Origin of the sequence: Nitrosomonas marina (assembly GCF_900110145.1) — a bacterium.
In the GTDB taxonomy this organism is placed as follows: Bacteria; Pseudomonadota; Gammaproteobacteria; order Burkholderiales; family Nitrosomonadaceae; genus Nitrosomonas; species Nitrosomonas marina.
Map to the genome: position 1 here is coordinate 46,538 of NZ_FOCP01000014.1, position 24,365 is coordinate 70,902.

The 24,365-nt window shown below is 45.9% G+C and carries 22 protein-coding genes; 14 read left to right on the forward strand and 8 right to left on the reverse strand.

The window, feature by feature from the left end:
• Positions 1 to 92: 92 nt before the first annotated feature.
• The 3 genes from BMX44_RS10510 (at position 93) to BMX44_RS10520 (ending at position 2,650) form a co-directional block, all read left to right on the forward strand.
• Positions 93 to 1,313, forward strand: a complete 1,221-nt coding sequence (locus tag BMX44_RS10510) for a porin (RefSeq protein ID WP_090632706.1) — start codon at positions 93 to 95, stop codon at positions 1,311 to 1,313.
• A 318-nt stretch (positions 1,314 to 1,631) separates the two neighbouring features.
• The gene (locus tag BMX44_RS10515) at positions 1,632 to 2,078 is read left to right on the forward strand and encodes a hypothetical protein (protein WP_090632708.1); all 447 of its coding nucleotides are present in this window, start codon (positions 1,632 to 1,634) and stop codon (positions 2,076 to 2,078) included.
• Positions 2,079 to 2,170: 92 nt separating this feature from the next.
• Entirely contained in the window at positions 2,171 to 2,650 is a 480-nt protein-coding gene (locus tag BMX44_RS10520; protein ID WP_245738906.1) for a hypothetical protein, read from the forward strand.
• A gap of 19 nt (positions 2,651 to 2,669) precedes the next feature.
• Here the strand turns inward: BMX44_RS10520 and BMX44_RS10525 are convergent, their stop codons facing one another.
• Both BMX44_RS10525 and uvrA read right to left on the reverse strand, forming a co-directional pair.
• Complete coding sequence (locus BMX44_RS10525; protein ID WP_090632713.1) at positions 2,670 to 3,947, reverse strand: glycerate kinase type-2 family protein; 1,278 nt, start codon at positions 3,945 to 3,947, stop codon at positions 2,670 to 2,672.
• Complete coding sequence (gene uvrA / locus BMX44_RS10530; RefSeq protein WP_090632715.1) at positions 3,944 to 6,763, reverse strand: excinuclease ABC subunit UvrA; 2,820 nt, start codon at positions 6,761 to 6,763, stop codon at positions 3,944 to 3,946. Before uvrA ends, BMX44_RS10525 begins: the two co-directional genes overlap by 4 nt.
• A gap of 93 nt (positions 6,764 to 6,856) precedes the next feature.
• Between uvrA and BMX44_RS10535 the strand changes: the two genes are divergently transcribed.
• Positions 6,857 to 8,239: an MFS transporter gene (locus tag BMX44_RS10535; RefSeq protein ID WP_090632787.1), complete on the forward strand. Its 1,383-nt coding sequence runs from the start codon at positions 6,857 to 6,859 to the stop codon at positions 8,237 to 8,239.
• On the forward strand, positions 8,223 to 8,672 hold the full coding sequence (gene ssb / locus BMX44_RS10540) for a single-stranded DNA-binding protein (RefSeq protein WP_090632717.1): 450 nt from the start codon (positions 8,223 to 8,225) through the stop codon (positions 8,670 to 8,672). The genes BMX44_RS10535 and ssb overlap by 17 nt, the downstream gene beginning before the upstream one ends.
• A 96-nt stretch (positions 8,673 to 8,768) precedes the next feature.
• Here ssb and BMX44_RS17430 read toward each other — a convergent pair whose 3' ends face one another.
• Together BMX44_RS17430 and BMX44_RS10550 are read right to left on the reverse strand one after the other, a co-directional pair.
• Complete coding sequence (locus tag BMX44_RS17430) at positions 8,769 to 8,903, reverse strand: hypothetical protein (RefSeq protein ID WP_281246248.1); 135 nt, start codon at positions 8,901 to 8,903, stop codon at positions 8,769 to 8,771.
• Between the two features lie 499 nt (positions 8,904 to 9,402).
• Positions 9,403 to 10,302 carry an SDR family oxidoreductase gene (locus tag BMX44_RS10550; protein WP_090632721.1) on the reverse strand — a complete coding sequence of 300 codons (900 nt, stop codon included), beginning with the start codon at positions 10,300 to 10,302 and terminating at the stop codon, positions 9,403 to 9,405.
• A 47-nt stretch (positions 10,303 to 10,349) separates the two neighbouring features.
• On the opposite strand from BMX44_RS10550, the gene BMX44_RS10555 reads away from it, so the two are divergent.
• Positions 10,350 to 11,390: a CDP-6-deoxy-delta-3,4-glucoseen reductase gene (locus tag BMX44_RS10555; RefSeq protein ID WP_090632790.1), complete on the forward strand. Its 1,041-nt coding sequence runs from the start codon at positions 10,350 to 10,352 to the stop codon at positions 11,388 to 11,390.
• 61 nt (positions 11,391 to 11,451) lie between these two features.
• Here the strand turns inward: BMX44_RS10555 and BMX44_RS10560 are convergent, their stop codons facing one another.
• The 3 genes from BMX44_RS10560 to hemC all read right to left on the reverse strand — a co-directional run bounded on the left by BMX44_RS10560 (position 11,452) and on the right by hemC (position 14,635).
• A complete protein-coding gene (locus tag BMX44_RS10560) occupies positions 11,452 to 12,627 on the reverse strand; it encodes a heme biosynthesis HemY N-terminal domain-containing protein (protein WP_090632723.1) in 1,176 nt (391 codons plus the stop codon).
• Between the two features lie 251 nt (positions 12,628 to 12,878).
• On the reverse strand, positions 12,879 to 13,679 hold the full coding sequence (locus tag BMX44_RS10565; protein ID WP_090632725.1) for a uroporphyrinogen-III synthase: 801 nt from the start codon (positions 13,677 to 13,679) through the stop codon (positions 12,879 to 12,881).
• 2 nt (positions 13,680 to 13,681) lie between these two features.
• Positions 13,682 to 14,635, reverse strand: a complete 954-nt coding sequence (hemC, locus tag BMX44_RS10570; protein ID WP_090632727.1) for a hydroxymethylbilane synthase — start codon at positions 14,633 to 14,635, stop codon at positions 13,682 to 13,684.
• A gap of 151 nt (positions 14,636 to 14,786) precedes the next feature.
• Here hemC and ppc point away from each other — a divergent pair, with 151 nt between their 5' ends.
• The 5 genes from ppc to BMX44_RS10595 are packed head-to-tail and all read left to right on the forward strand — an operon-like array spanning position 14,787 to position 20,240.
• Complete coding sequence (ppc, locus tag BMX44_RS10575) at positions 14,787 to 17,579, forward strand: phosphoenolpyruvate carboxylase (protein ID WP_090632730.1); 2,793 nt, start codon at positions 14,787 to 14,789, stop codon at positions 17,577 to 17,579.
• Between the two features lie 28 nt (positions 17,580 to 17,607).
• Positions 17,608 to 18,912, forward strand: a complete 1,305-nt coding sequence (locus BMX44_RS10580; protein WP_090632732.1) for a M16 family metallopeptidase — start codon at positions 17,608 to 17,610, stop codon at positions 18,910 to 18,912.
• Positions 18,913 to 18,927: 15 nt separating this feature from the next.
• On the forward strand, positions 18,928 to 19,494 hold the full coding sequence (rsmD, locus tag BMX44_RS10585) for a 16S rRNA (guanine(966)-N(2))-methyltransferase RsmD (RefSeq protein ID WP_090632734.1): 567 nt from the start codon (positions 18,928 to 18,930) through the stop codon (positions 19,492 to 19,494).
• Positions 19,487 to 19,969: a pantetheine-phosphate adenylyltransferase gene (gene coaD, locus BMX44_RS10590; protein ID WP_090632736.1), complete on the forward strand. Its 483-nt coding sequence runs from the start codon at positions 19,487 to 19,489 to the stop codon at positions 19,967 to 19,969. Before rsmD ends, coaD begins: the two co-directional genes overlap by 8 nt.
• 19 nt (positions 19,970 to 19,988) lie before the next feature.
• A complete protein-coding gene (locus tag BMX44_RS10595; RefSeq protein WP_090632738.1) occupies positions 19,989 to 20,240 on the forward strand; it encodes a YfhL family 4Fe-4S dicluster ferredoxin in 252 nt (83 codons plus the stop codon).
• A 14-nt stretch (positions 20,241 to 20,254) separates the two neighbouring features.
• Here the strand turns inward: BMX44_RS10595 and tsaD are convergent, their stop codons facing one another.
• Complete coding sequence (gene tsaD / locus BMX44_RS10600) at positions 20,255 to 21,292, reverse strand: tRNA (adenosine(37)-N6)-threonylcarbamoyltransferase complex transferase subunit TsaD (protein WP_090632740.1); 1,038 nt, start codon at positions 21,290 to 21,292, stop codon at positions 20,255 to 20,257.
• 104 nt (positions 21,293 to 21,396) lie between these two features.
• On the opposite strand from tsaD, the gene rpsU reads away from it, so the two are divergent.
• From rpsU to dnaG, 3 genes are all read left to right on the forward strand, one after another.
• Positions 21,397 to 21,609 carry a 30S ribosomal protein S21 gene (rpsU, locus tag BMX44_RS10605; RefSeq protein ID WP_090632742.1) on the forward strand — a complete coding sequence of 71 codons (213 nt, stop codon included), beginning with the start codon at positions 21,397 to 21,399 and terminating at the stop codon, positions 21,607 to 21,609.
• A 154-nt stretch (positions 21,610 to 21,763) separates the two neighbouring features.
• Entirely contained in the window at positions 21,764 to 22,210 is a 447-nt protein-coding gene (locus tag BMX44_RS10610) for a GatB/YqeY domain-containing protein (RefSeq protein WP_090632744.1), read from the forward strand.
• Between the two features lie 84 nt (positions 22,211 to 22,294).
• A complete protein-coding gene (gene dnaG / locus BMX44_RS10615) occupies positions 22,295 to 24,073 on the forward strand; it encodes a DNA primase (protein ID WP_090632746.1) in 1,779 nt (592 codons plus the stop codon).
• Positions 24,074 to 24,365: the final 292 nt, after the last annotated feature.

Consider the following 24,365-nt stretch of genomic DNA (forward strand, 5'->3'; position numbering starts at 1 on the left):
AGGTCAGAAAAAAAGCGGGGTGCATTCCACCGGAACAAAGTTGGGTTTATTGTTGACCCCCAGTCGTTTTAACATTAAAGGAGAACTTCCCTATGAAGAAGAAGCTTATTTCGTTAGCAGTTGCCGGTGCGCTTGCAACACCAATGGTTGCGTCAGCACAAGGAACCAATGTTACTATGTTTGGTAGCGTCCAGGCAGAATATTCTACAATTGATTTCGATGGTATGAGCAGTCAGGCGCAGATCGGAGATGAAGCAGGTCGTTCAAGATGGGGTGTACATGTTGTTGAGCAACTTGGTGGTGGACTGAAGGCAAAAGCCCATTTAGAGTTTGGTTTCAATACCGGCAATGGTGATATAGGCATTGCTCGTGAACGTTGGGTTGCTCTGGCTAATGATGCTTGGGGTGAAGTTAAATTCGGTCGCGTTCAATCTCCATTCAAGGATTTTGCCGGTGGTCAAACAATTGACCCATTCGCTTATACTACGCTCCAGGCAGCAGGTAGCGGTGGTACCATGACTGCATCTGCAAATGGTATGGGATCAGGCGCGCAAGGTTTCGTTAACAGTGCAGCCCGTTATGATTCGCCAACCGTTGAAGGCTTTTCATTTGCAGCTTTGTTGATGCCGGGTGATTCTAACAACCTCGATCCTATACTGGGTGGCGGCGTTCCTAATTCCAGCAACTTCACGCCTAACAGCACAAGTGGTGGTGAAGATGGCGAATGGGATTTTCAGATCGCTGGTAAGTATGAAGCGAACATAGCAGATCATAACGTTGGCGTATTTGGTGGTTACTCAAGAGATAATATCAGTACAAACCAAAGAGCTTTTCAAGGTATCGGCGCTGATGACGAAGAAGTCTGGCGTGGTGGTGCTACCTGGAGCTTCATGGGTTTCCGTTTGAGTGGTCAGTATGAAAATATCAACAACGCTAGCATAAACGGTGCTGCCTCTTGTACAACAGCAGCTGCATTGGGTGGCACAGCATTGGGAGGTGCAAACAATGGCGGGCGCGGACAATGTAATTCAGCCATGAACGTGAACGGTGACGGACATCTCTGGTTTGTGGGTGGCGAGTATGAAATCGGCAATACCCGCTTGCTGGCACAAGGTGGTATGGGTGAGGCCGAAGCAACAACAGCTGCTTCAAAACGTGAAATCAGCACTTTTACAGTAGGTGCAATTCACAATCTGAGCAAACGCTCAAGCCTTTTCGGTGGCTACCAGCGTAACATGATTGATAACAACAACGTTGCTACCGGTTTTAGAGACAGCAACGTATATACAGTTGGTGTACGACACAACTTCTAAGAACAAATTGTTTTAAACAAAAAAGGCACCTTTGAGGTGCCTTTTTTGTTTCTTATGAAAAATAGCTTCAGGAACCGAAGTATTTTGATCATTCCGGCATCCTCCTTCATTACCTCAGCAACCAATTGGTACGACTGAACTGTCCCGTTCAGATATGATCTTTGTTCAAATGGTACGGTAAGCAATTAGAATTACAGAAAGCTGTGGAAGTGAATTAAAATATTTTCGAGATTGAAAACAGAGCACTCAGTATCGTATCGGTATACTATGTGTAAACCCGGTCGGACCGACAAAAGAATTATGGGAGATTTACTCACTATGAGCATGAAAAAATGGACAGACGAAGAGCTGATTTCAACACGCGATAAGCTTGAGGAGCTGAGCAAGCGTTACCAGAAAGCGGGAAATAAAATGTGGCATTTTACTGCCTTTCTCGGTGCTTTCGCTGTTTCGACCGGTATTGCTTTTATATTTTTTGATGGCGTCGATGTACTTAATGTATTACTGATCGTTATGGGGTCGTTGACTTGTCTCGCCTGGTACAAGGGTGAGAAACGCCGCCAGGACAACATCAATTTTCTCAATGAAATCAATAGTGAGCTAAAGCATCGCGCGAAACGAGCGGACAAATCAAAAACAAAAAATGAGGAGATTGAAAAAAGTAAAAAACAGATTCAAACAGACCAGACCGCTCAAAGTGAAACACAAGAAACAGATGTCGATTCAAACGTGACCGATGTCAGCAGTCAAAAAAATGATAAATAAGCAAAAATCAATCTTGGGTGCGATGAAACAATGATTGAGAAGCTGACGGGAAAGTATTTTTTACAACAGTATTCTTGTAACGATAGAAGCTAATGATGAAATCCTGTCTGGATGCACAGCCGCAACCGGGTCATGAATTGAGCGAGGAAAATAGACGGCTGTTTACAGTACTGCATCAGTTCATCTGGATACAGGGTGGACCGCTGCCGCTCATACTGGATGTCAATGCAACAGTCTATACCGATCAGGGGATTACTGAGCATTCGCTCAAGCAGCTTGAAGCATGCGGGCTGGTTAGCTATGAACCTGGTGGATTCGTTAAAAAAAAATTTGGCAAGCATACCCGGTTGTTTTATTGTGGAAAGCCGACCAAAATTGGTTTTCAGAACGATATGGATAATCAGCTTGACCTTGGCTGTGTGATTTTGACGGAACGGGGAAAATCGCTGGTATCAGTAAAGGATATTCGGCGAAACCAGGCTTTTTATGAATATATAATCCATCGCTGGTATGAGTCAGGCTATCTCGTGTCTTCCATACAGGTGGATCAAACTGAGATCTTGCACGGTTAATTAATCGGTTGTTCGATATCTAAACAATCACCATCGCCCGATAATCATTCACATTGGTATAGGTAGGGCCTGTTAGCACCAGATCACCCAGTTGTTCAAAAAAACGGTATGCATCGTTATTGGCCAGTAATTCACCGGCCTGAATTTTTTTTTCTCGGGCCCTCGCTAAAGTATCGGGTGTTATCAGGGCGCCTGCATTGTCTTCAGAGCCATCTATGCCATCCGTATCGCAAGCCAGCGCATAAACACCATCCAGACCACCCAGCTCTATCAGTAGTGATAGTAAAAACTCTGTGTTGCGACCGCCACATCCGCTACCTTTGACCGTGACCGTCGTTTCGCCGCCAGACAGTATTGCTGCTGGCGGTTTCAATAAATCCGGATGGCGGCGAATTTCTTTAATGAATGCGGCAAAGACTTTTGCGACTTCGCGTGCCTCACCGGTTACTGTGTCTCCCAGTATCAACGTATTAAAATGCTGTTTTTGAAAAAAATTTTTAGCGGCCGCGAGCGATTGGTGAGCACTGGCTATTACAATATTTTCGACCTGTTTAAATATTGAAGCACCGGGCTTAGGCGTTTCATTCAGTTGCTGCCGATCTCCGGCAGTCAGTCGATTTCTGATACTGGCTGGTACGTCAAGCTGGTAACACGACAGTATTGCCAGTGCATCGGAGAAATGCGTTGGGTCTGGTGCGCAGGGGCCGGAAGCAATATGGGCGGGATCGTCTCCGGTGACATCCGATATCATTAGCGCACGAACTGGAGCGCGACAGGCGGCGGCGAGCTGGCCACCTTGAATGCAGGACAGATGTTTGCGGATTGTATTAATATCCTGAATGCTCGCGCCACAACGAAGAAGTTGTTCAGTGAGTTCCTGAAGATCCGCCAATGTGATGCCTTCCGGTGGCAGGGGCAGCAAACTGGAGCCGCCACCACTGAATAAACACAGCAGAAAATCATGTTCGGTCAGGCACTTAACCTGCTTTAATATAATTTGTGCGGCCAGCATGCCGTTGTAATCCGGTACAGGATGGCCGGCTTCTACAACTTTGATTCTTCGAGTGGGTTGACCATAGCCATATCGTGTCACCACCAATCCTTCAAGCGCCTTGTTTTCAGGCCAGTTTCTCTCTACCGCCAATGCCATTGCCGCAGAGGCCTTACCTGCTCCGATAACAAACATGCGTCCGTTCACATGGGCCGGATCGGGCAGATAGCGTGGCACGGTGTGTGCCGGGTTGGCTGTCTCGACAGCTGCCTGAAAACTGTCCAGCAAGCAGGTGCGCAGATTCATCGTTTCAATATATCCTGCAAATAGCGGCCAGTATAACTGTCGCGATGTATGGCTATTTCTTCGGGGGTGCCCTCGGCCACTATGTATCCTCCTCCATCGCCGCCTTCGGGACCCAGATCAATTATCCAGTCAGCCGTTTTAATGACATCAAGATTATGTTCGATGACAACTACCGTATTGCCATGATCACGCAATCTGTGCAGTACCCTGAGTAGCATGTCGATGTCCTGGAAATGCAAACCTGTCGTGGGTTCATCGAGTATATACAGCGTGCGGCCGGTATCACGCTTGGATAGTTCCAGTGATAGCTTGACGCGCTGAGCTTCACCGCCGGAAAGCGTTGTTGCGGACTGCCCCAGAGTAATATAGCCCAATCCGACATCCAGCAGTGTTTGCAGTTTGCGAGCAACGACAGGTACAGGGTTAAAAAAATCAAATGCACTTTCCACAGTCATTTGCAGAATGTCACTGATGTTCTTGCCTTTGTATTGTATTTCCAGCGTTTCACGGTTATACCGTTTGCCATGACAAACGTCACAAGTCACGTAAATATCCGGCAAAAAATGCATTTCAACTTTGATTACACCATCACCCTGACATGCTTCGCAACGTCCACCCTTTACATTGAATGAAAAACGACCTGGCGCGTAGCCACGCTCTCGTGCTTGCGGTACACCTGCAAACAACTCGCGAATTGGTGTAAATAAACCGGTATAGGTCGCAGGATTAGACCTTGGCGTGCGTCCGATAGGGCTCTGATCCATATTGATGACTTTATCGAAAAACTCCAGCCCTTGAATATTCTCATAAGGAGCCGGCCCGACAGTGCTCGCATAGAGATGCTGAGAAACGGCGCGATACAGCGTTTCATTGATCAGTGTTGATTTGCCAGATCCGGAAACGCCCGTTATGCAAACAAACAGGCCAACGGGTAAGTGTAAATGCAGATTCTTCAGGTTATTGCCGGAAGCGCCGTTGATGCATAGCATTCTGTTCCGGTTCGGATCTGTGCGATGCTCAGGAATTTTAATAGACAATCTGCCGGCCAGGTATGCACCTGTCAAGGATTCATGGTGTGTTTGAATATATTCAGGCACACCATGGGCTACCACTTTACCACCATGTTCGCCTGCGCCCGGCCCCATATCAACAACATAATCAGCCAACTTGATGGCATCTTCATCATGCTCAACGACAATGACGCTGTTTCCCAGATCGCGCAAATGTTCGAGTGTTTTGAGCAAACGGTCGTTGTCACGCTGATGTAATCCGATAGACGGTTCGTCGAGAACATACATCACACCCGTAAGGCCAGAACCGATCTGACTGGCCAGTCGGATACGCTGCGACTCCCCGCCTGATAATGTATCAGCGGATCGGTCCAGTGATAAGTAATCCAGTCCCACGTTATTCAGAAATTGCAAGCGGCTGGAGATTTCCTTGACAATTCTTTCTGCAATGGATTGCTTGTGTCCGGGCAAAGTCAATTGGTCGAAGAATGTTCTAGTCTGTTTGAGGGGTAACGCGCTGATTTCATAGATGGCTTTGTTATCGACCAAAACATGGCGTGCGGCTGCGCAAAGCCGGGTGCCCTGACAGTCGGGACATGTCTTGGCATTCAGATATTTGCCGAGTTCTTCGCGTACAGTCTGCGATTCGGTTTCGTGATAACGCCGGGTAAGGTTGGGGATGATGCCTTCGAATGCGTGTTTCTGACTGTTTTTTTTGCCGCCTTCGCTAAGATAAGTGAATTGTATTTTTTCCTGCCCTGAACCATGCAGGATAATTTCCTGGATTGCCGTGTCCAGCTTCTCAAAAGGCGTCTCTAAATCAAAGCCATAATGCCCTGCAAGACTTGTCAGCAACTGAAAATAAAACTGGTTGCGTCGGTCCCAGTTTTTTACTGCGCCGGATGCCAATGATAAGTGTGGAAATGCCACAACGCGGGACGGATCAAAAAAAGTGATCTGGCCAAGGCCGTCACACCGCTGGCAAGCTCCCACTGGGTTGTTGAAGGAAAACAGCCTGGGTTCAAGTTCTGAAAGCGAATAACTACACACTGGACAGCTGAATTTTGCGGAGAAAAGGTGCGTCTTGCCGCTGTCCATTTCTACCGCGAGCGCGCGTCCGTCAGCATGGCGCAAGGCTGTTTCGAATGATTCAGCCAGACGTTGCTTAGCATCTGGTGAAATTTTCAAACGATCAACAACTATCTCAACAGTATGTTTTTTGTTTTTTTGAAGTTTGGGTAAATCGTCGATGTCGTGTATATCGCCGTCGATACGTAAACGGATAAATCCTTGCGCACGCAATTCGTCAAATAAATCAGCCTGTTCCCCTTTTCGTCCAACAATAAGTGGCGACAGAATCATCAGTCGTGTATCGACGGGCAGTTCAAGCACATGATCGACCATTTGTGAGACGCTTTGCGCGGTTAGCGTGATATGATGCGTTGGGCATTGCGGATCGCCCACGCGTGCAAACAGCAAGCGCAAATAGTCATGAATTTCAGTTACGGTGCCTACTGTGGAGCGTGGATTGTGCGATGTCGCTTTTTGTTCAATGGCAATGGCCGGTGAAAGACCCTCAATCGAATCGACATCGGGTTTTTCCATCAGTTGCAGAAATTGTCTGGCATAGGCGGAAAGCGATTCCACGTAGCGCCGTTGCCCTTCTGCATAAAGTGTATCGAATGCAAGCGAGGATTTCCCGGATCCGGAAAGCCCGGTTATTACGATAAGTTTGTTACGCGGCAGATCAAGATTGATATTTTTCAGATTATGGGTGCGCGCACCACGAATTCTAATCAATTCCATTGGCTATCTATGAACGAGTCAACCTGATAATATACCCAACTTTTTAGAAAACACATAACCTGATTTATGTCTGCTTCAATATCATCTGAAAAAATGTCGCGAACAGAGTGGCGTGCCACATCCGGATTAGCCGGTATCTATGGTTTGCGCATGTTTGGATTGTTCGTTATTTTGCCTGTTTTTGCGTTTTATGCGGAACACTTGCCCGGGGGGGATAACTATACATTAGTTGGCATTGCACTGGGTGCTTATGGCCTTACGCAGGCAATTCTGCAAATACCGATGGGCTGGCTGTCTGATCGAATAGGACGAAAACCGGTTATTTATTTTGGTTTGATGCTTTTTGCCGTTGGAAGCTTTGTTGCTGCTGTAGCAGGCGATATTTACTGGGTGATATTTGGACGCATCATTCAGGGGGCGGGTGCGATTTCAGCCGCGATAATGGCGCTGGCTGCGGATTTGACTCGGGAAGAGCATCGTACCAAAGCGATGGCCGTCATTGGAATGACAATCGGGACAGTTTTTGCCTTGTCACTGGCCGTTGCACCTGCGCTGAATCAATGGATTGGCGTTCCAGGAATTTTTGCGATGACAGGCATTCTGGCGTTGGTCGCAATTTTGGTCGTTAAACTGCTGATCCCGGACCCGCACATCAGTCGCTTTCACTCAGATACAGAAGCGTCAACGGACAGTTTAGGCAGTGTACTACGTAATGCGCAGCTGTTACGTTTGAACTACGGCATTTTTGCGCTTCATGCCACATTGATGGCGCTCTGGCTTCTCGTGCCATTGACATTACGAGAGGCTGGAATGGCGGTCGAAGATCACTGGCAAATTTATTTGCCAGTTTTGTTTTTTTCCATGGTGCTAGTTATACCGGCTATCATTTATGGAGAAAAGAAAGCCAGATTAAAACAAGTGTTCGTGGCCGCAATCGCGCTGTTGCTATGTGGTCAAATATTCCTGGCGATGACTGTTGACACGATTCGGGGGACAATGTTTGCATTGCTGATTTTTTTTGCCGCATTCAACTTGCTCGAGGCCAGTCTGCCTTCGTTGATTTCAAAAATTGCACCAGTTGGGGCAAAAGGTACGGCGATAGGCGTCTATAGCAGCACCCAGTTTCTCGGGGCTTTTACCGGTGCCGCTATTGGAGGATATTTAATGGAACACCACGGTAATCTTGGGCTGTATGCATTTTGCAGTGGGTTATTAGCATTATGGTTAATACTCGCATACACCATGAAAGCACCAGCAGCGGTTCGATCGAAGATGTATCATGTGCAGGAAATGGATACGGGCGAGTCTCAAAAACTGTCAGAGCAACTGGCTGCATTATCCGGCGTACGCGAGGCGCTGGTTCTGGCGAATGAGAGAGTTGCATATCTGAAGGTTGACATGGCGGGTTTTGATGAAGAAAGTGTGAATAAGTTGCTGGAAGATAAGGAGGAAGAAGCTAATGGCTTCAGTCAATAAAGTTATACTCATCGGTAATCTGGGAAGGGACCCTGAAACGCGTTATATGTCTAACGGCGATGCTGTGACGAATATTTCCGTAGCGACTACAGACACCTGGAAAGACAAAAACGGTGAGAAGCAGGAAAAAACAGAGTGGCATCGTGTTACTTTTTACCGAAAGCTGGCTGAAATTGCAGGAGAGTATCTGAAGAAAGGACGACCGGTTTACGTCGAAGGTAGGCTGGAAACCAGAAAATGGACGGATAAAAACGGTGTAGACCGTTATACCACCGAGATTATTGCCACGGACATGAAAATGTTGGGTGGTCGGACGGGCAGCGACAGTTTTGATTCATCCGCGGACAATACTAATGAGCCAAAATCCGATCAGTCTACATACAACAGGGGTAGTAATGGATTTGATGATATGGAAGACGACATACCGTTTTAGAGCATATGACAACAAGTGAGTCTAATGCAGTGCATGGGAGGCTGGGCCTGTGATCATGCCAGGCCTGTGTCTGTCAGGCAGGCGATATGTTCTTTTTTATTCGGTTATGTGCAGCGATTCTTGTAATTCTGTGTTACGAAGACTTATTTGCTGGTCTTCCAATGAGAATTCAATATTTTCTATTTTTCCACCAATTCCCTCCGCCAGATTTCGAAAATCCGTTGCTAGCATCGTTTTTGGTACAATAAATGTTTGTCGTTGTCCAGATTTATAATTTACGCTTATTTTCATAGTGGCGAACCCAACATTTTTGGTTAGAAAATTCTTTCTACGACTTAATCAATTGAAACTTTAGTTCGACAGGGTGCCTGGGAATCTGATATTTCATTTCATTTAAAAAGAGAGGCACTGAAGAAGTTTTTCCGCGAATTTCAGGGCTGCAAAATTGTAAACATCTTTATTGCCGCATGCCGTTCTGATGAGGCATTGTTACCATATTTATATTGTTTTGTAGATTTCTTCCGGAAAAAACAAGCTCGCAGTTGCCTCAGAGAAGCATGTCGCATGAATTTTTGTAAAATGTTTCGAGTTACTCCCAATACTGACTAAAATCTGGATATTGATAGTTTTATTAATAGATAAATACGTTTCGTTTTATTCTTTACAAGGATTGTCAATTATCAGTCGCGGTTTTTTCGATCGACTGGACTTCTAAAGATTGGGTTGTCGATTATTTTGCTGTATATGGGAGTGCATCTTGAATTCCCTCTACCACCGTTGGGTACTGCAGCTTGATGCGTAACTCTTTCTTCATGCGGGAATTGCTGATACGTCTGGATTCATTCATAAAAGACAGCATGGCCGGCGAGATGCGACCATTAGCCTGATCACGCGGTATACGTGGAGGACGGGGAAGGCCGAACCGATCAGCAACGAGGTCGAAATAGTCACCCATTTTCATTTCAGTGTCGTCAGTTGTGTTGTAAGTTCTACCGGGTTTTGCACGGTGTATCGTTGCACAGATAATATGCGCAAGATCATTGGCATGAATATGGTTGGTATAGCCGTCATCTTTGTCTACAAAAGCCGGCAAACTTTCCCGGATACGCTTCAAGGGCAGACGGCTTTCAGCGTAAATCCCTGGTACGCGCAATATCGAAACAGGTACGTGATTGCGGATGCTCCATTTGCGGATTTGGGTTTCAGCATTCTTCCTGCGTCTGGCACGGTCACTCAGAGGATTCAGTGGCCTGGTTTCGTCAATCATGGCACCTTGGCAATCTCCATATACGCCGCTGGTACTGATATAGATAAACCGTTGTGGTAGAATCATATGTTTGGATTTCGTCTGTTTTGATAGTGCAGAGAGCAAATTAGCTGTGCGCGTATCCCGGGTGCCGCGATGTGGGGGGGGTGCCAGATGTATCACAATTTGTGCAATGCCTGCGATTCGACCTAGGCTATCAGGTTGGTCCAGATCGCCTATGACGGGAACGACATCGAACAGACGAAAAGGCTCAGCTTTTTCCGGTTTACGAAATAAGCCGAACAGCCGGTAGTGAGTTCGCAATAGCCGTACGGTGCGTAGCGCAATATCGCCGCACCCGACAATGAGCACTGTTTTTTTCATTGTATGTTTTCGTCCTGTTTATTTTTGGTTCTTTGCTCAATAATCACATGTCGCGTCGAATTATTATAAAGCCCAGTGAGCATGTTTTGCATGTTGCACCAGGTGAAACTATTTTGCAATCCGCTTTGCGGGAAGGCTTCTCATTGCCCTATGGGTGCCGTAATGGTTCCTGTGGAATCTGTAAAGGCAGAATTCTAAGCGGTTCTGTCGATTACGGAAACTATGATGAGGAGACGCTGACAGAAGACGAAAAACAGGCCGGACTCGCATTGTTTTGTTGTGCGTCACCACAAACCGATCTGGTCATCGAGTGTCATGAGATTGGTGCAATTAAGGATATCGAGATTAAAACATTGCCGACCCGTGTTGAAAAGCTTGAACGAGTTGCACCGGATGTGATGATTGTGTCTCTCAAATTGCCCGCCAACCAGCGTCTTCAGTTTCTTGCAGGTCAGTATATTGATATCCTGCTCAAAGACGGTAAGCGGCGCAGCTTCTCGCTTGCAAATGCGCCTCATGATGATGATGTGTTGCAATTGCATGCACGCAATTATCCGGGGGGAGTATTTGCAGAGCATGTATTTACCAAAATGAAGATAAAGGACATTCTTCGCTTCGAAGGGCCACTTGGTTCATTTTTCCTGCGTGACACTGTCGACGACGATGTGCCGATTATTTTCATTGCTGGCGGTACAGGTTTTGCGCCGATAAAAAGTATTCTTGAACATGTTTTTTATCAGGAGGCCGGCAAAGATCACAAACGCACGATGCGACTCTACTGGGGTGTGCGCACCAAGGCCGATCTTTATATGGCAGAGCTGGCTGAACAATGGCAGCAGCAACATGATAATTTCACATTTATTCCCGTACTGTCTGATGCACTACCTGAAGACAATTGGCAAGGCAGAACTGGTTTTGTACATCAAGCAGTTATGGAAGATTTTCCTACACTTGAGCGCCATCAGGTGTATGCCTGTGGTTCCCCGGTAATGGTTAAAGCCGCCTATCAGGATTTTACCGCTTTACGTAAACTTCCCAGAGACGGCTTTTTTTCTGATGTATTCACGCCCTCAACGAGTCAATCATAGCTGTTTACTTAATCAGTATCCGATACAAATCAGCAGTATGTTAGCTGTTTTGGTGATCTGGTTAGCTTGAGGAGCCCCGTTTTAGAGTCAATTCAAGAGCTTTGTTGTACTGATCCATAGCCTGCTCATGTTTACCCAGCTTTTCATTCAGTTGCGCCAAAGCGAAGTGTGCAATTGGTGTTGGTTCGACAGACAGGCTGGCTTCAAGATAATTCTGCGCCTTTCCCCAAAGCTCGCAATGTGTGCATAATTTGCCAAGTGTTAATAGCAGGCCTGCATTATTTGGCTCTGATTTCAACCAGACTTCTGCGCATTCAATTTGTCTGTTGACATGATAATTCAGACATTCTGAATACAAAGCGATTAATTCCGGATCCCAATCCGTTTTCACATTTTGTTCCACAATTTTATGTGCAGTAGCGCAGTCGCCCAATGCGATATAAGCGCGCGTTGCGGCGGCTGCCACGCGACTGCTTTTTTGCTCAGTCTCAGATAAACTGTTCCAGTACTTGTTCAGTGCACCGAGATCAGTCGTCTTGATTTTAAAATTTTCAAGGTGCGCCTGATGCTGGATAGCTTCATAATGTTTTTTGTTCAGCGGGTGACGATGGATCAGAATGCGACTGATTTCAAGCACGGCATCCCAGTTGCAGGACTGTCGTTGCGCTTCCATTTCTAATTCCAGAACGGCTGTGGGCTGCAGGCCGCCTTTAGAATATAATTCCTGCAGAGTATTCAAAGCATCCTGATAATTGCCATCATTGAGCAGCATTTCGGCTTTGGTTACCAAGTGCAGGGCTCTTTCATCCTGTAAGGTTTTCGCCGTTTTTTCCAGTAGTTTGTTACGTGTCGAAATATCTGCTGTCTGCTGGGCCGAACGAATTGCGATTACCGAATTAATAGCTTTGACGAGCGGTGTTTTTGCCAGTCTAAAGCCTTTTGCACCGCATTTTTTGGCATAATCGTAATCACCCTCAAAGAATGCTTTTATACCAGTCTGCATCAAAGATTCTGCTCTGATATCCCGGCGATTCAGTAATCCGTTCAAAATTCGGACCAGAATGTAAAAAACAATAAATGCCGCAATTAACCCAGCTAAGGCGTAATCAAGTGACACTTCAATTTTTTCAAATTGCGGTACTTCCACGACAAGATGACCTGTTCCATACTCTTCGATTGCCAGTGCAACGGCAACTGCAGCAGCAAACAGTACTAACACCCAAAGTATCAGTCTCATATCTTCTCCTTGTTATTGCTGGCACCCAAAATCAGATTGTGCTCAGATTTGCTGGATATGACCAAACGTGCCTAATGCCGTTGTCGCGATATCCATGTGTTCAATCTTCGAAGCAATACAGTTCAAGGTCCAGTTTTTTCATTACTAGTTAGTATATCAATCGATCACAACGTTTGATGCTCCCTGGTTTGTTCGCATGAAGCATTCCAGCCCTGTTTCATGTGAACAATATTGTTACAGAAAAACAATTATTATTTGTTATAAACACAAAAATATTCCTGCATTTCCTGCAGTATACCTTCATCGCCGCTCTCCGCAGTCTGTACTACTGTCTTGAGACCGGCTTTTCGCGCAATACTGGCAATGCGTTCGTGTGCAGTAAATACAGGTGTTATTTTCAGCAATTGTTGGCCATGGGAACCAATTATGTCAAATAAATTTTGCAATCCTTCGGAGCTTGTGATAACAACGGCATTTATTTTTCCCTGAGACCAGTTTGAGATAAGCTCGCTGGGGTCGATATCCGGTTTGCTGCGTCGGTAACATTCGGCGTATTCCAGCAATGCACCACGCTTAATCAGCGTTTCGCCAAGTAACGGCCGTCCGTCATTGCCACGAAAAATAATCACGCGCTTTCCAGATACGTGTAGTAATGCATCTTGTTCAAGTAATGCTTCGCTGTCGAAACGTTCTGTTGGTGTGATGACATGATCAACACCATATTCCTTTAGTGCGTGTGCAGTACTTTTACCGACAGCGGCAATTTTTACATGTGCTGGCAACGGGCCTGGTGTCTTGTAGCGTGATCGAATCAATGGCATGGCCTTGTGGACGGCATTGGGGCTGACAAAAATTGCCAATTCAAAGGTATCCAGCTGCTGGATGAGGTCAAGTAATGGTTTTTTATTTTTGATGTCAGTTATCTCCAATACCGGGAAAATGACAGCATTACCGCCCATTTTGCGGATATTTTCAGCCAAAAAAGCACACTGATGCTCAGGCCGGGTTACTAGTACATTGATTTTGTGCAGTGGCCTGGATGCCTGATTCATTGTCACCAGCTGTGCTGTGTTTCGATGGCGGCAAGAATTTTATCAGCACCCTGTGCAATCAGGTTTTGCGCCATATTTTTACCCATTTCTTCCCCGTTTTCCAGATTTCCGCTTACCGCATCACGTACAAATTGTGTGCCGTCCGGGCTGGCTACAAAGCCGCGTAGTTTCAACTGATTATTCTCGATTTCTGCGAATGCGCCCAGTGGAATCTGACAGCTGCCGCCCAATACACGGCTCATCGCGCGTTCCGCCTGTACGCAGTAAGCTGTTTTGTGATGATGCAGAGGTTGCAATAGCGCAACAAGATCGGGCCGGTCATGACGGCATTCGATGCCTAAAGCGCCCTGTCCGACTGCGGGCAGGCTTTGTTCGGGATTTAGCAATGCTGTGATGCGGTCTGACAATTCCAGACGTTTAAGTCCAGCGGCTGCCAGTATAATTGCAGCATACTGACCCTCATCCAATTTGCGCAGACGGGTCTGTACATTTCCCCGCAGCGGATTGACATTCAAATGGGGAAATTGTGCGCGTAGCTGGCTTTCTCGCCGCAGGCTGGATGTGCCGACTATACTGCCCGACGGCAGTTCCTCAAGGTTTTTATACTGATTGGAAACGAACGCATCACGGGGGTCTTCGCGTTCAGTAATAGCCGCCAGAATAAATCCCTCGGGTACATTCATAGGCATGTCCTTCATGGAGTGTACAGCAATATCGGCGCGACCGTCTTCAAGGGCCTGTTCTAATTCTTTGATAAAAAGACCTTTTCCGCCAATTTTTGATAAGGACTTGTCAAGTATCTGATCCCCTTGGGTTGTCATGCCGAGTATGTTAACTTCGGTTTGCGGGTATAATTGGATCAAACATTGTCGTATGTGTTTGGCTTGCCACATAGCAAGCAGACTTTCACGGGACGCGATAGTAATGCGTTTTGGGATGGAGAATGAGCTGGACATGCAGTAAAAAAAATAATAAAAATGAAAAGTTTTCTCGATTGATCGGTAGTTATTTTAGCATGAGCCACGTTCGCTTGGACAAACACAAACCGTTCCAGAACTGATTAAAAGCATTATCTGAAAAATTTTAATGTAAAGGCGAAGAAACAGTATGCATATTGTAGGTTTAGAAAATCATCCACTAAACGAATCCATAGATGATAAGGATTTGCCACTTCGAGAAGATATTCGCTTATTAGGCCGCATATTGGGAGAAATTTTGCGGGAGCAGGAAGGAGAAGCGTCTTTCGATCTGGTTGAGAAAATCCGGCAAACTGCCATACGTTTTCACCGAGAACAGGATCCACAGGCACGACAGGAGCTGGATCAGATACTTACAAAACTCAGCAACAGAGCAACTGTTGTGGTCGTAAGGGCATTCAGTTATTTTTCTCAGCTTTCAAATATTGCTGAGGATGTACACCATAATCGCCGCCGCCGCGCCCATCTTTGCGCGGGCTCTCCACCTCAGGCCGGCAGTGTAACGCTGGCGTTGGAACGGGTATTGGAAAACGGTATCGATAGCGTATCACTGGCCAAGTTTTTTTCAAAAGCGGTTGTTTCTCCGGTGCTGACTGCGCATCCCACTGAGGTTCAGCGTAGAAGTATCCTGGATTGTCAGCTGACAATAGAGCGTTTATTGAAAGAGCGTGCACTGACGCAGTTAACACCGAATGAAATGCGCCAGAATGAAGAAAATTTGCGCACCATGATTCAGATTTTATGGCTGACACGCATGTTACGTTCTGTACGTTTATCGGTGCATGATGAAATTGATAATGGTCTGGCGTATTACAGCTACACCTTTTTGTCTCAAGTGCCCTATATCTATGCGAAGATTGAGAATCTTCTGGAACGTCATATGGGCGACAAAGCTCCCCGGGTAAATTCATTTCTGCGCATTGGCAGCTGGATTGGCGGCGACAGAGATGGCAATCCTTTTGTTACACATCAGGTGATGTTGTACGCAATTGAGCAGCAGTCGGCGCTGGCGCTCGATTATTATATCGAGGAAGTGGAAAGAATCGGCCATACCATGAGCCTTGCTGAGCGGTTGATTAATATTACCGATGAACTGGAGGAGCTGGCAGCCGCATGTCCGGAAGTGCCTGCCTGCCGTATAGATGAGCCGTATCGCCGTGCATTTATTGGTATTAGTGCACGCCTGTTGGCGACCAGTCAGCAGCTGGGCCATACTGTTTGGCGTAAAGAACTGGTAGATGGTGCTGCACCATATGCCGATTGTGCTGAATTCGTGCATGATCTCGATACGATTATTAAGTCGCTCAAATATCATCAGGCAAACTGGATAGCGCGAGGTGCTTTGCGTAACTTGAGACGGGCAGCGGATGTTTTTGGCTTTCATCTGGCGCCGCTGGACATGCGTCAGCACAGTAAAGTGCATGAGCAGGTTGTGGCCGAACTGTATGAGCAGGCAACGCATGGAGAGGATTATTTCGCGATGTCTGAGGATGAGCGCGTTAGATGGCTGCTTGATGAAATCAGTAGTCCGCGTCCATTGCTTTCGCCGTATTTGGAATATTCTGAATCTACCCAGAATGAGTTGCGTATCCTGCAAATGGCCGCAGAAATTCATCAACGTTTCGGTCATGCAGCTATTCCCAATTACATCATTTCCATGACCACGCATATTATTAATGTATTGGAAGTGGCGTTGCTTCTAAAAGAGGTTGGCTTGCTGCAGGCCGGTGAAAATCCGCACATGGGGTTAAATATTATTCCTTTATTCGAAACCATAGCGGATTTGCGCAGTTGCGGTAATATTATGGATCAACTGTTTTCTTTGCCATACTACAAAAAGCTTCTTTTTTCGCGTGGCAATGTGCAGGAAGTCATGCTGGGATACTCGGACAGTAATAAAGATGGCGGTTTCCTTACTTCCAACTGGGAGATCTACAAAGCTGAAATTGAACTGGCCAAAGTGTTTGCCAGGCATCAAATCGAATTAAGACTTTTTCATGGGCGTGGTGGAACGGTTGGCCGGGGGGGCGGCCCGAGCTATCAGGGTATCATGGCACAACCGCCAGGCAGTGTGAATGGTCAGATTCGCGTCACAGAGCAGGGCGAGGTTATCAGTAGTAAATATGCTGAACCAGAAATCGGTCGGCGTAATCTAGAGACACTGGTTGCCGCTACTATCGAATCGACCCTACTGGGAAATGATCCCATCGGGGAGAATGCAGGACGCTATTACCAGGCTATGGAAAGTCTTGCAGCACACTCATTCAAGGCTTACCGGAGCCTGGTATTTGAGACGCCCGGTTTCAAACAGTATTTTCAGGAATCAACTCCAATTCGCGAAATTTCCGGACTGCACGTCGGCAGCAGACCTTCATCCCGCAAGGCTTCAGATGAGATTGAGGATTTGCGCGCTATTCCATGGGTTTTCAGTTGGGGGTTGAATCGTGCCATGATTCCCGGGTGGTATGGTTTTGGGCAGGCTGTCGAAGCTTTCTTGCAGGAAGATAAAACCGGAAATGGTCTGGCGTTATTGCAGGAGATGTATCAAACATGGCCGTTTATGCAAACATTGCTATCGAACATGGATATGGTGCTGGCCAAAACAGATATGGGTATTGCTTCCCGTTATTCGGAACTGGTTTCCGATTCGGCTTTACGCGATCATGTTTTTGGGCGTATCCGGCAAGAATGGGATCGCAGCATTAAATGGCTTTTCGCCATTACCGGCAATACTGAACTGTTGCAGGATAATCCAACGCTGGCGCGCAGTATTGATAATCGTACACCCTATATTGACCCGTTAAATCATTTACAAGTGGAATTGCTAAGACGGTATCGGTCCGGTGAAGACAGCGATGAGGTAAAACGTTCAATTCATCTGACAATTAATGGTGTGACTTCAGGGCTGCGAAACAGCGGCTGATCCATGTCAACACGCTACTGAGCTAACTATGCATATGAAAAAATATATCTTTGTTTTATTGATCAGTATTTACTCGCAAAGTGTATTAGCTTCGCTTGCAATTCAGTTCTGGCAGACTTCTACTGGTGCACGTGTATATTTTGTTGAAAATAATGCCTTGCCAATTGTTGATATCAGCGTTGAATTTGCCGCTGGAAGTAGTAAAGACGCGCCTGAGAAATCAGGTTTGGCAAATTTGACGCGACGGATGTTAAAGCTCGGTGCCGGTGGTATGTCCGAAGACGAAATCGCTAACGCACTCGCTGATGTGGGCGCTCAAATGAGCGCAAATTTTGATGCCGATCGCGCGGGAATGTCGCTACGAACATTAAGTCATGCGCGCGAGCGAAAACAGGCGTTGGATATTTTTTCCCGGGTAATACAATATCCTGAATTTCCGCAGGATGTTCTTCGGCGCGAGAAGACCAGAATCATTGCCAGTATCAAAGAATCGAGTACCAAGCCGGATTACATGGCGGGTCGCACGCTTATGGAAATGCTGTATGGGGAGCATCCTTACGGACTAAATGGGGCGGGCGAGGTAGAAACCGTAGCTACATTGCAACAGGAGGATTTATCCAGATTCTATCAATCTAACTACGCGGCTTCCAATGCTGTAATAGCTATTATTGGTGATATAAGTAAGCAGGAGGCGACTCGTATTGCTGAATCATTAACGGCACATCTGCCGGATAAAGCTGTCAGCAAGCCAGTGCCGCCTGTTAAGGACCCAAATGGGCAGATAAGACGAATTGCCCATCCGGCATCGCAAAGCCATATTCAGATCGCTTATCCGGGCATGCGCAGAAGTGATCCGGATTATTTCCCGTTACTCGTTGGTAACTACATTTTAGGTGGTGGCGGTTTTGTATCGCGTTTAATGGAGGAAATACGGCAGCAAAGAGGGTTGGCATATAGTGTATACAGCTTTTTTTCTCCGCTGCGCGAGAAAGGACCGTTCCAAATCGGTCTGCAAACAAAAAAAGAGCAATCGGAAGATGCGCTTGCATTGACGCAATCAGTTTTAAAAAATTTTATTAGCGAAGGACCGAACGAACAGGAATTGATCGCGGCCAAACAGAATTTGATTGGCGGTTTTCCATTAAGGCTGGACAGCAATTCAAAAATTCTGGGCTATCTTGCAATGATTGGCTTTTATAATCTACCACTGACGTATCTTGATGATTATTTAATAGCGGTAGAAGCAGTGACTACAGATCAAATAAAAGACGCGTTTTCTCGACGTATTCATCCGGAGAATATGGTGACTGTCATCGTTGGGGCTATTGATTAATAACGTAGCTATGCTATGGGGTTAGGTCAGGGTAAGGTGCGTATCATCGGCGGCAGTTGGCGTAGCCGTGTGATCGACTTTCCTGTTCGATCCGATTTGCGTCCAACGCCCGACAGAGTGCGCGAAACGCTGTTTAATTGGCTTGGTCAGGAGTTAAACGGGCTACGTTGTCTTGATCTTTTTTCAGGTAGCGGTGCGTTAGGCTTTGAAGCGGCCTCGCGTGGTGCTGCAAAGGTGGTGATGGTAGAATCGGATAAAGTCGTATTTCAGGCGCTGCAAAGAAACAAAAAAGTATTAAAAGCGGATCATGTCGAATTGATACAGATGGACGCATTGACTTTCCTGGCAGCAGACAGGCGGCGATTCGACCTTGTATTTATTGATCCTCCTTATCGGTTGGAATTGCAGTCCTGTATATTGTCACAGCTGCCGCAACGACTTGAACAGGGTGGGATGGTATATCTCGAAGGTGATCAATGCATTATGTCCGATGAACTGTGGTATATACGGCGTAAAGGAAAAGCAGGCAAGGTGAATTATCAGTTACTGGAATTGTCGGGAATGTTGAATAATTATGGATAAAGTCGTTTATCCTGGAACTTTCGATCCGGTAACGCGGGGGCATGAAGGCCTTGTCAGGCGCGCCTCACATCTATTTGATGAAGTGATTGTGGCTGTTGCTGACAGTAGTGGAAAAAATCCGTTTTTTTCTTTGGACGAACGCGTGGATATGGCCACGCAGGTTTTTTCTGATTGTAATAATGTGGCGGTGATCCCGTTCTCAGGATTGCTAATGGACTTTTTACGACAACATGACTGTCGAATTATTTTGCGCGGATTGCGCGCAGCTTCAGATTTTGAATATGAATTTCAAATGGCGGGCATGAATCGCAGCATGTATCCTGATGTAGAAACGTTATTTATGACACCAAGTGAGCAGTTTATGTTTGTATCAGCAACAATTGTCCGGGAGATTGCGTTACTTGGAGGTAAGGCTGATCAATTTGTGCACCCGATTGTTGCGCAACGACTGCACGATAAAATCGTAAGACAATAACTGTTTATTAGAGGTAGAAATGGCATTAATCATAACGGACGAATGTATTAATTGTGATGTTTGTGAGCCGGAATGTCCAAATGACGCTATTTCACAAGGCGAAGAGATTTACATGATCGATTCCAGGAAATGTACCGAATGTGTCGGCCACTACGATGTGCCGCAATGCGTGGAAGTCTGTCCGGTTGATTGCATCATTCTCAATCCGGACGTCGTTGAAAGCAAATCGCAGTTGCGCGCAAAATACGAAGCGCTGATCTCCAAAAAATAAATTAACATATTAATTTAGCTGTTAAAAGTATCGTTTTGGAACTGAGATAGATTCCAACGTGCGCGTACGGTGAAACTGCCTGTTAGATCATTAGTGGTTGTATCATTTGCTTGCATTCGCATCGCACCGGCCAATGCGATCATGGCGCCATTATCAGTGCAAAATTCCAACCGAGGATAAAAGACCGTTGCACCAGTCTGTGCAGCTTTTTGCGTAAGGTGTTTGCGCAAGTGATGATTGGCACCGACGCCGCCAGCAACAACCAGCCGATTTAATTTGGTAAGCGATAGCGCGGTAAGCGCTTTTTCGGTAAGAACAGTAACAACGGCTTCCTGAAAAGCCAGTGCAATATCGGCCCGGACCTGCTGATCCATACTTTGTTTGTTAATCAAAGTCAGTACCGCGGTTTTGAGTCCACTGAAACTGAAATTAAGATCACCGCTATTGAGCATGGGTCTGGGTAATTTAAATTTGCCGGATCGACCTTGCCCGGCAAGCTCGGATAAGGCCGCGCCACCGGGATAGGCAAGCCCCAACAGTTTTGCAGTTTTATCGAAAGCTTCTCCGGCGGCATCATCTACCGTTTCGCCTAACAATCGGTATTGTCCGACCCCATTGACCTGCATAAGTTGTGTGTGGCCGCCAGAAACCAGCAATGCAATAAAAGGAAATTGCGGTGCGGGCGTTGACAACAGTGGTGAGAGCAGATGTCCTTCAAGATGATGGATGCCTAGAACAGGAATATCTAACGCATAACCCAGTGCTGCCGCCACGCTGGCGCCTACCAGCAGGGCACCCGCCAGTCCCGGTCCTTTCGTGTAAGCAATTGCGTTAATATCGTCGAGTTCTCGTTGTGCTTTGTTCAGTACCTGTTTAATAAGCGGCAGTATGCGTCTGATGTGATCCCGGGAGGCAAGTTCCGGCACGACACCGCCATATTCACTGTGCATGCTGATTTGTGAAAATAATGAATGATTTAAAAGACCGCGATCTGTGTCGTATAGTGCGACACCGGTTTCGTCGCATGACGTTTCTATACCTAAGATAATCATGAGAAATGTTTTTTTTATTGAATTATGATAGTATATAAGGCTTTTTGGTGTGTCCGGGTGGATATATTGATAGTTATTAACAGACAGGAGAAAACTGAAGATTTATGACAACCATCAAAGTCAAAGAAAACGAGCCTTTTGAAGTAGCAATGCGTCGTTTCAAGCGAACAATTGAAAAAACCGGTTTGTTGACTGAATTACGTGCTCGTGAATTCTATGAAAAACCAACAGCGGAACGCAAGCGTAAATTAGCGGCTGCTGTCAAACGTAATTATAAACGACTTCGTAGCCAGCTTTTGCCGCCTAAGCTTTATTAAAGTTTTTGAGGTTTAGCCCGCAATAGTCTGCTGTGGCTTGAAATAATAGCTTTATGGCTGATCAAGGTTTACTATTCAGAATTCTTATGGGACTTTGTCAATATATCTAATTTGAATTTGTGCTTAATATAGACTGCAAACAGCAGCATGGAACATGAGTCTTAAACAGAAAATTACCGATGATATGAAAGCAGCAATGCGGACAGGCGATACTCGGCAGCGTGATACTATTCGACTTTTACAGGCGGCTATCAAGCAAAGGGAAGTCGATGATCGCCAGGAGTTGGATGATGTTGCGATCGTAACTGTAATTGAGAAAATGTTAAAGCAGCGCCGGGATTCCATTGAGCAATATGAAGGTGCCGGGCGCAGCGATCTGGCTGCTGCGGAAAAAGAAGAAGTTAACATACTCAGTGTGTATATGCCCAAGGGATTGGCGGATGAAGAAATAGAAACACTGGTTGCTGAGGCTATATCAACAGTTGATGCAAAAGGCATGCAGGATATGGGAAAAGTCATGGCAATCCTGAAATCCAATATTGCAGGCCGTGCCGATATGGCAAAAGTATCGGCAATTGTGAAAGCAAAAATTTCCGGCTAGGATAGCCAAGTATTTATCCTTGTATTATAGTAAATCTGTCAGTTTGTCGTTTTTACCGGACGAACTTGACCGATAGAGAAAGAGATGATTCCGCAGATATTCATCCATGATTTACTAAACCGCGTCAATATCATAGATGCAATCGACCGCCATGTCTCACTCAAAAAAGCCGGCGCAAATTACGTCGCCTGCTGCCCTTTTCACAGTGAAAAAACACCGTCATTCACAGTCAGTCCGGTCAAACAGTTTTACCATTGTTTTGGCTGCGGTGCTCATGGTAATGCCATAAGCTTTCTGATTGAATATCGTGGAATCAGCTTCGTAGAAGCTGTTCGTGAACTGGCCTTATCCGTAGGTATGCAGGTACCTGCTCAGCAGGAAAAACGAACGGGTCAGTTGAGTACCTCCTCTAGTGAGGTGTTCGATACTGCCGAACAATCTGACCCGCAAGATATACTTCAGACTATGCGTTCGGTGACCCAGTTTTACCGGGAACAACTGAAGCAGTCAGGAAAGGCTGTCGAATACCTGAAAAACCGTGGAGTTAGCGGAAAAACAGCCGCGCGATTCGGATTGGGCTATGCCCCTGATGACTGGCAAGGACTATCGGCCTTGTTTACCGATTACAGATCTGAGAACACAGGAAAGAAACTGATAAAAGCAGGGCTGGTGATTTCGGGTCAAGATGGAAATCGGTATGATCGTTTTAGAGACCGAATAATGTTTCCAATCCTGAATCAGAAAGGTCAAATTATTGCTTTTGGGGGGCGCGCTATCGGACAGGGGGAGCCGAAGTATCTTAATTCGCCTGAGACAAATTTGTTCGTAAAAGGGCAGGAGATATATAACCTGTTCTCGGCACGCAAGGCGATTCGCGAGGCAGGTTATGTCATTGTTGTTGAAGGATACATGGATGTTGTCGCATTGTCACAGTATGATATTGAAAATGCCGTTGCGACATTGGGTACTTCGACAACAGGCGTTCATATTCAGAAACTGTTGCGCCAATCCGATAACATTGTTTTTTGTTTTGATGGAGACAGTGCCGGTAAAAAAGCTGCCTGGCGTGCACTTGAAAACAGCCTTGAACTGTTAACCGATGGTAACACCATACAATTTTTATTTCTGCCTGATGGTCAGGATCCAGACAGTTTTGTAAGACAGAACGGAAAAGAGATTTTTGAACACCATATTGCACAAGCAACGCCGTTATCTGAATTTTTGCTGCAGACATTGATGAACGGGCAAAACTTGCAAACGAATGAAAACCGGGCAAGATTAATTCATGAAGCAAAGCCGCTGTTGCAGCGAATCAAAGCACCGGCGCTGGTGCTGTTGTTGTTAAAACGGTTATCGGAATTGAGTGGTCTGGACCAGAATGAGCTGGCGTCGCTACTACAGATAAAGCAAATTCCCTCTGCCCGTGTGAACAGGAACGCTCCGCGAAAACAGCCTGCTTCCCCCTATCGCCGGTTGATGTTATTGTTAATGTATAATCCTGGATTTTTCCATGATCTGCAAAAAGAATCGCTGGTGCTGGTTAATGAAAATAATGAAGAACTGGGCGCTTTAAAATATCTGGTTGATTTTTTAACCAATCGCCCCGATATTGTTGACAGTTCCTCGGCATTGTCGATTCTTTCATATTTAAAAGATAATCCTTATCGCGTATTTTTGGAAAAAATCGAGAGCGAGATACTGGATTGGGACGACGGAATGGATCTTGAAGCTGAATTTCACGGGGTAATCCAAAAACTGCGGGAAATACAACGAAAAAATCGAATGAAAGAATTGCATAACAAACCTTTAGGATCGCTAACTGATGAAGAAAAGCGCGAACTCCAGCGCCTGACTGCACACTAATGGTTACATGATATGATTGATATGCTATTGCATTGATGGTGGTTTGTATTCTAGGCAGAAGCGGTATACAAAATACCGGAAGATTAGTGGCATAGATGTATCGTCAAAATGCCTGTAAGTGAGAATTTTGATATAATCCGACGCTTTCGGCTTTTATACTTTTAATTAATTCATCCAATTTTGGTAATGTATATGTCAAAGACAAAACCGGATAAAACGAGTGGAACAGCAACAAAAAATCCTGTTGTTGAAGCTGATGAAGGGGAAAACGTACTAGTTGATGATCAAGCCC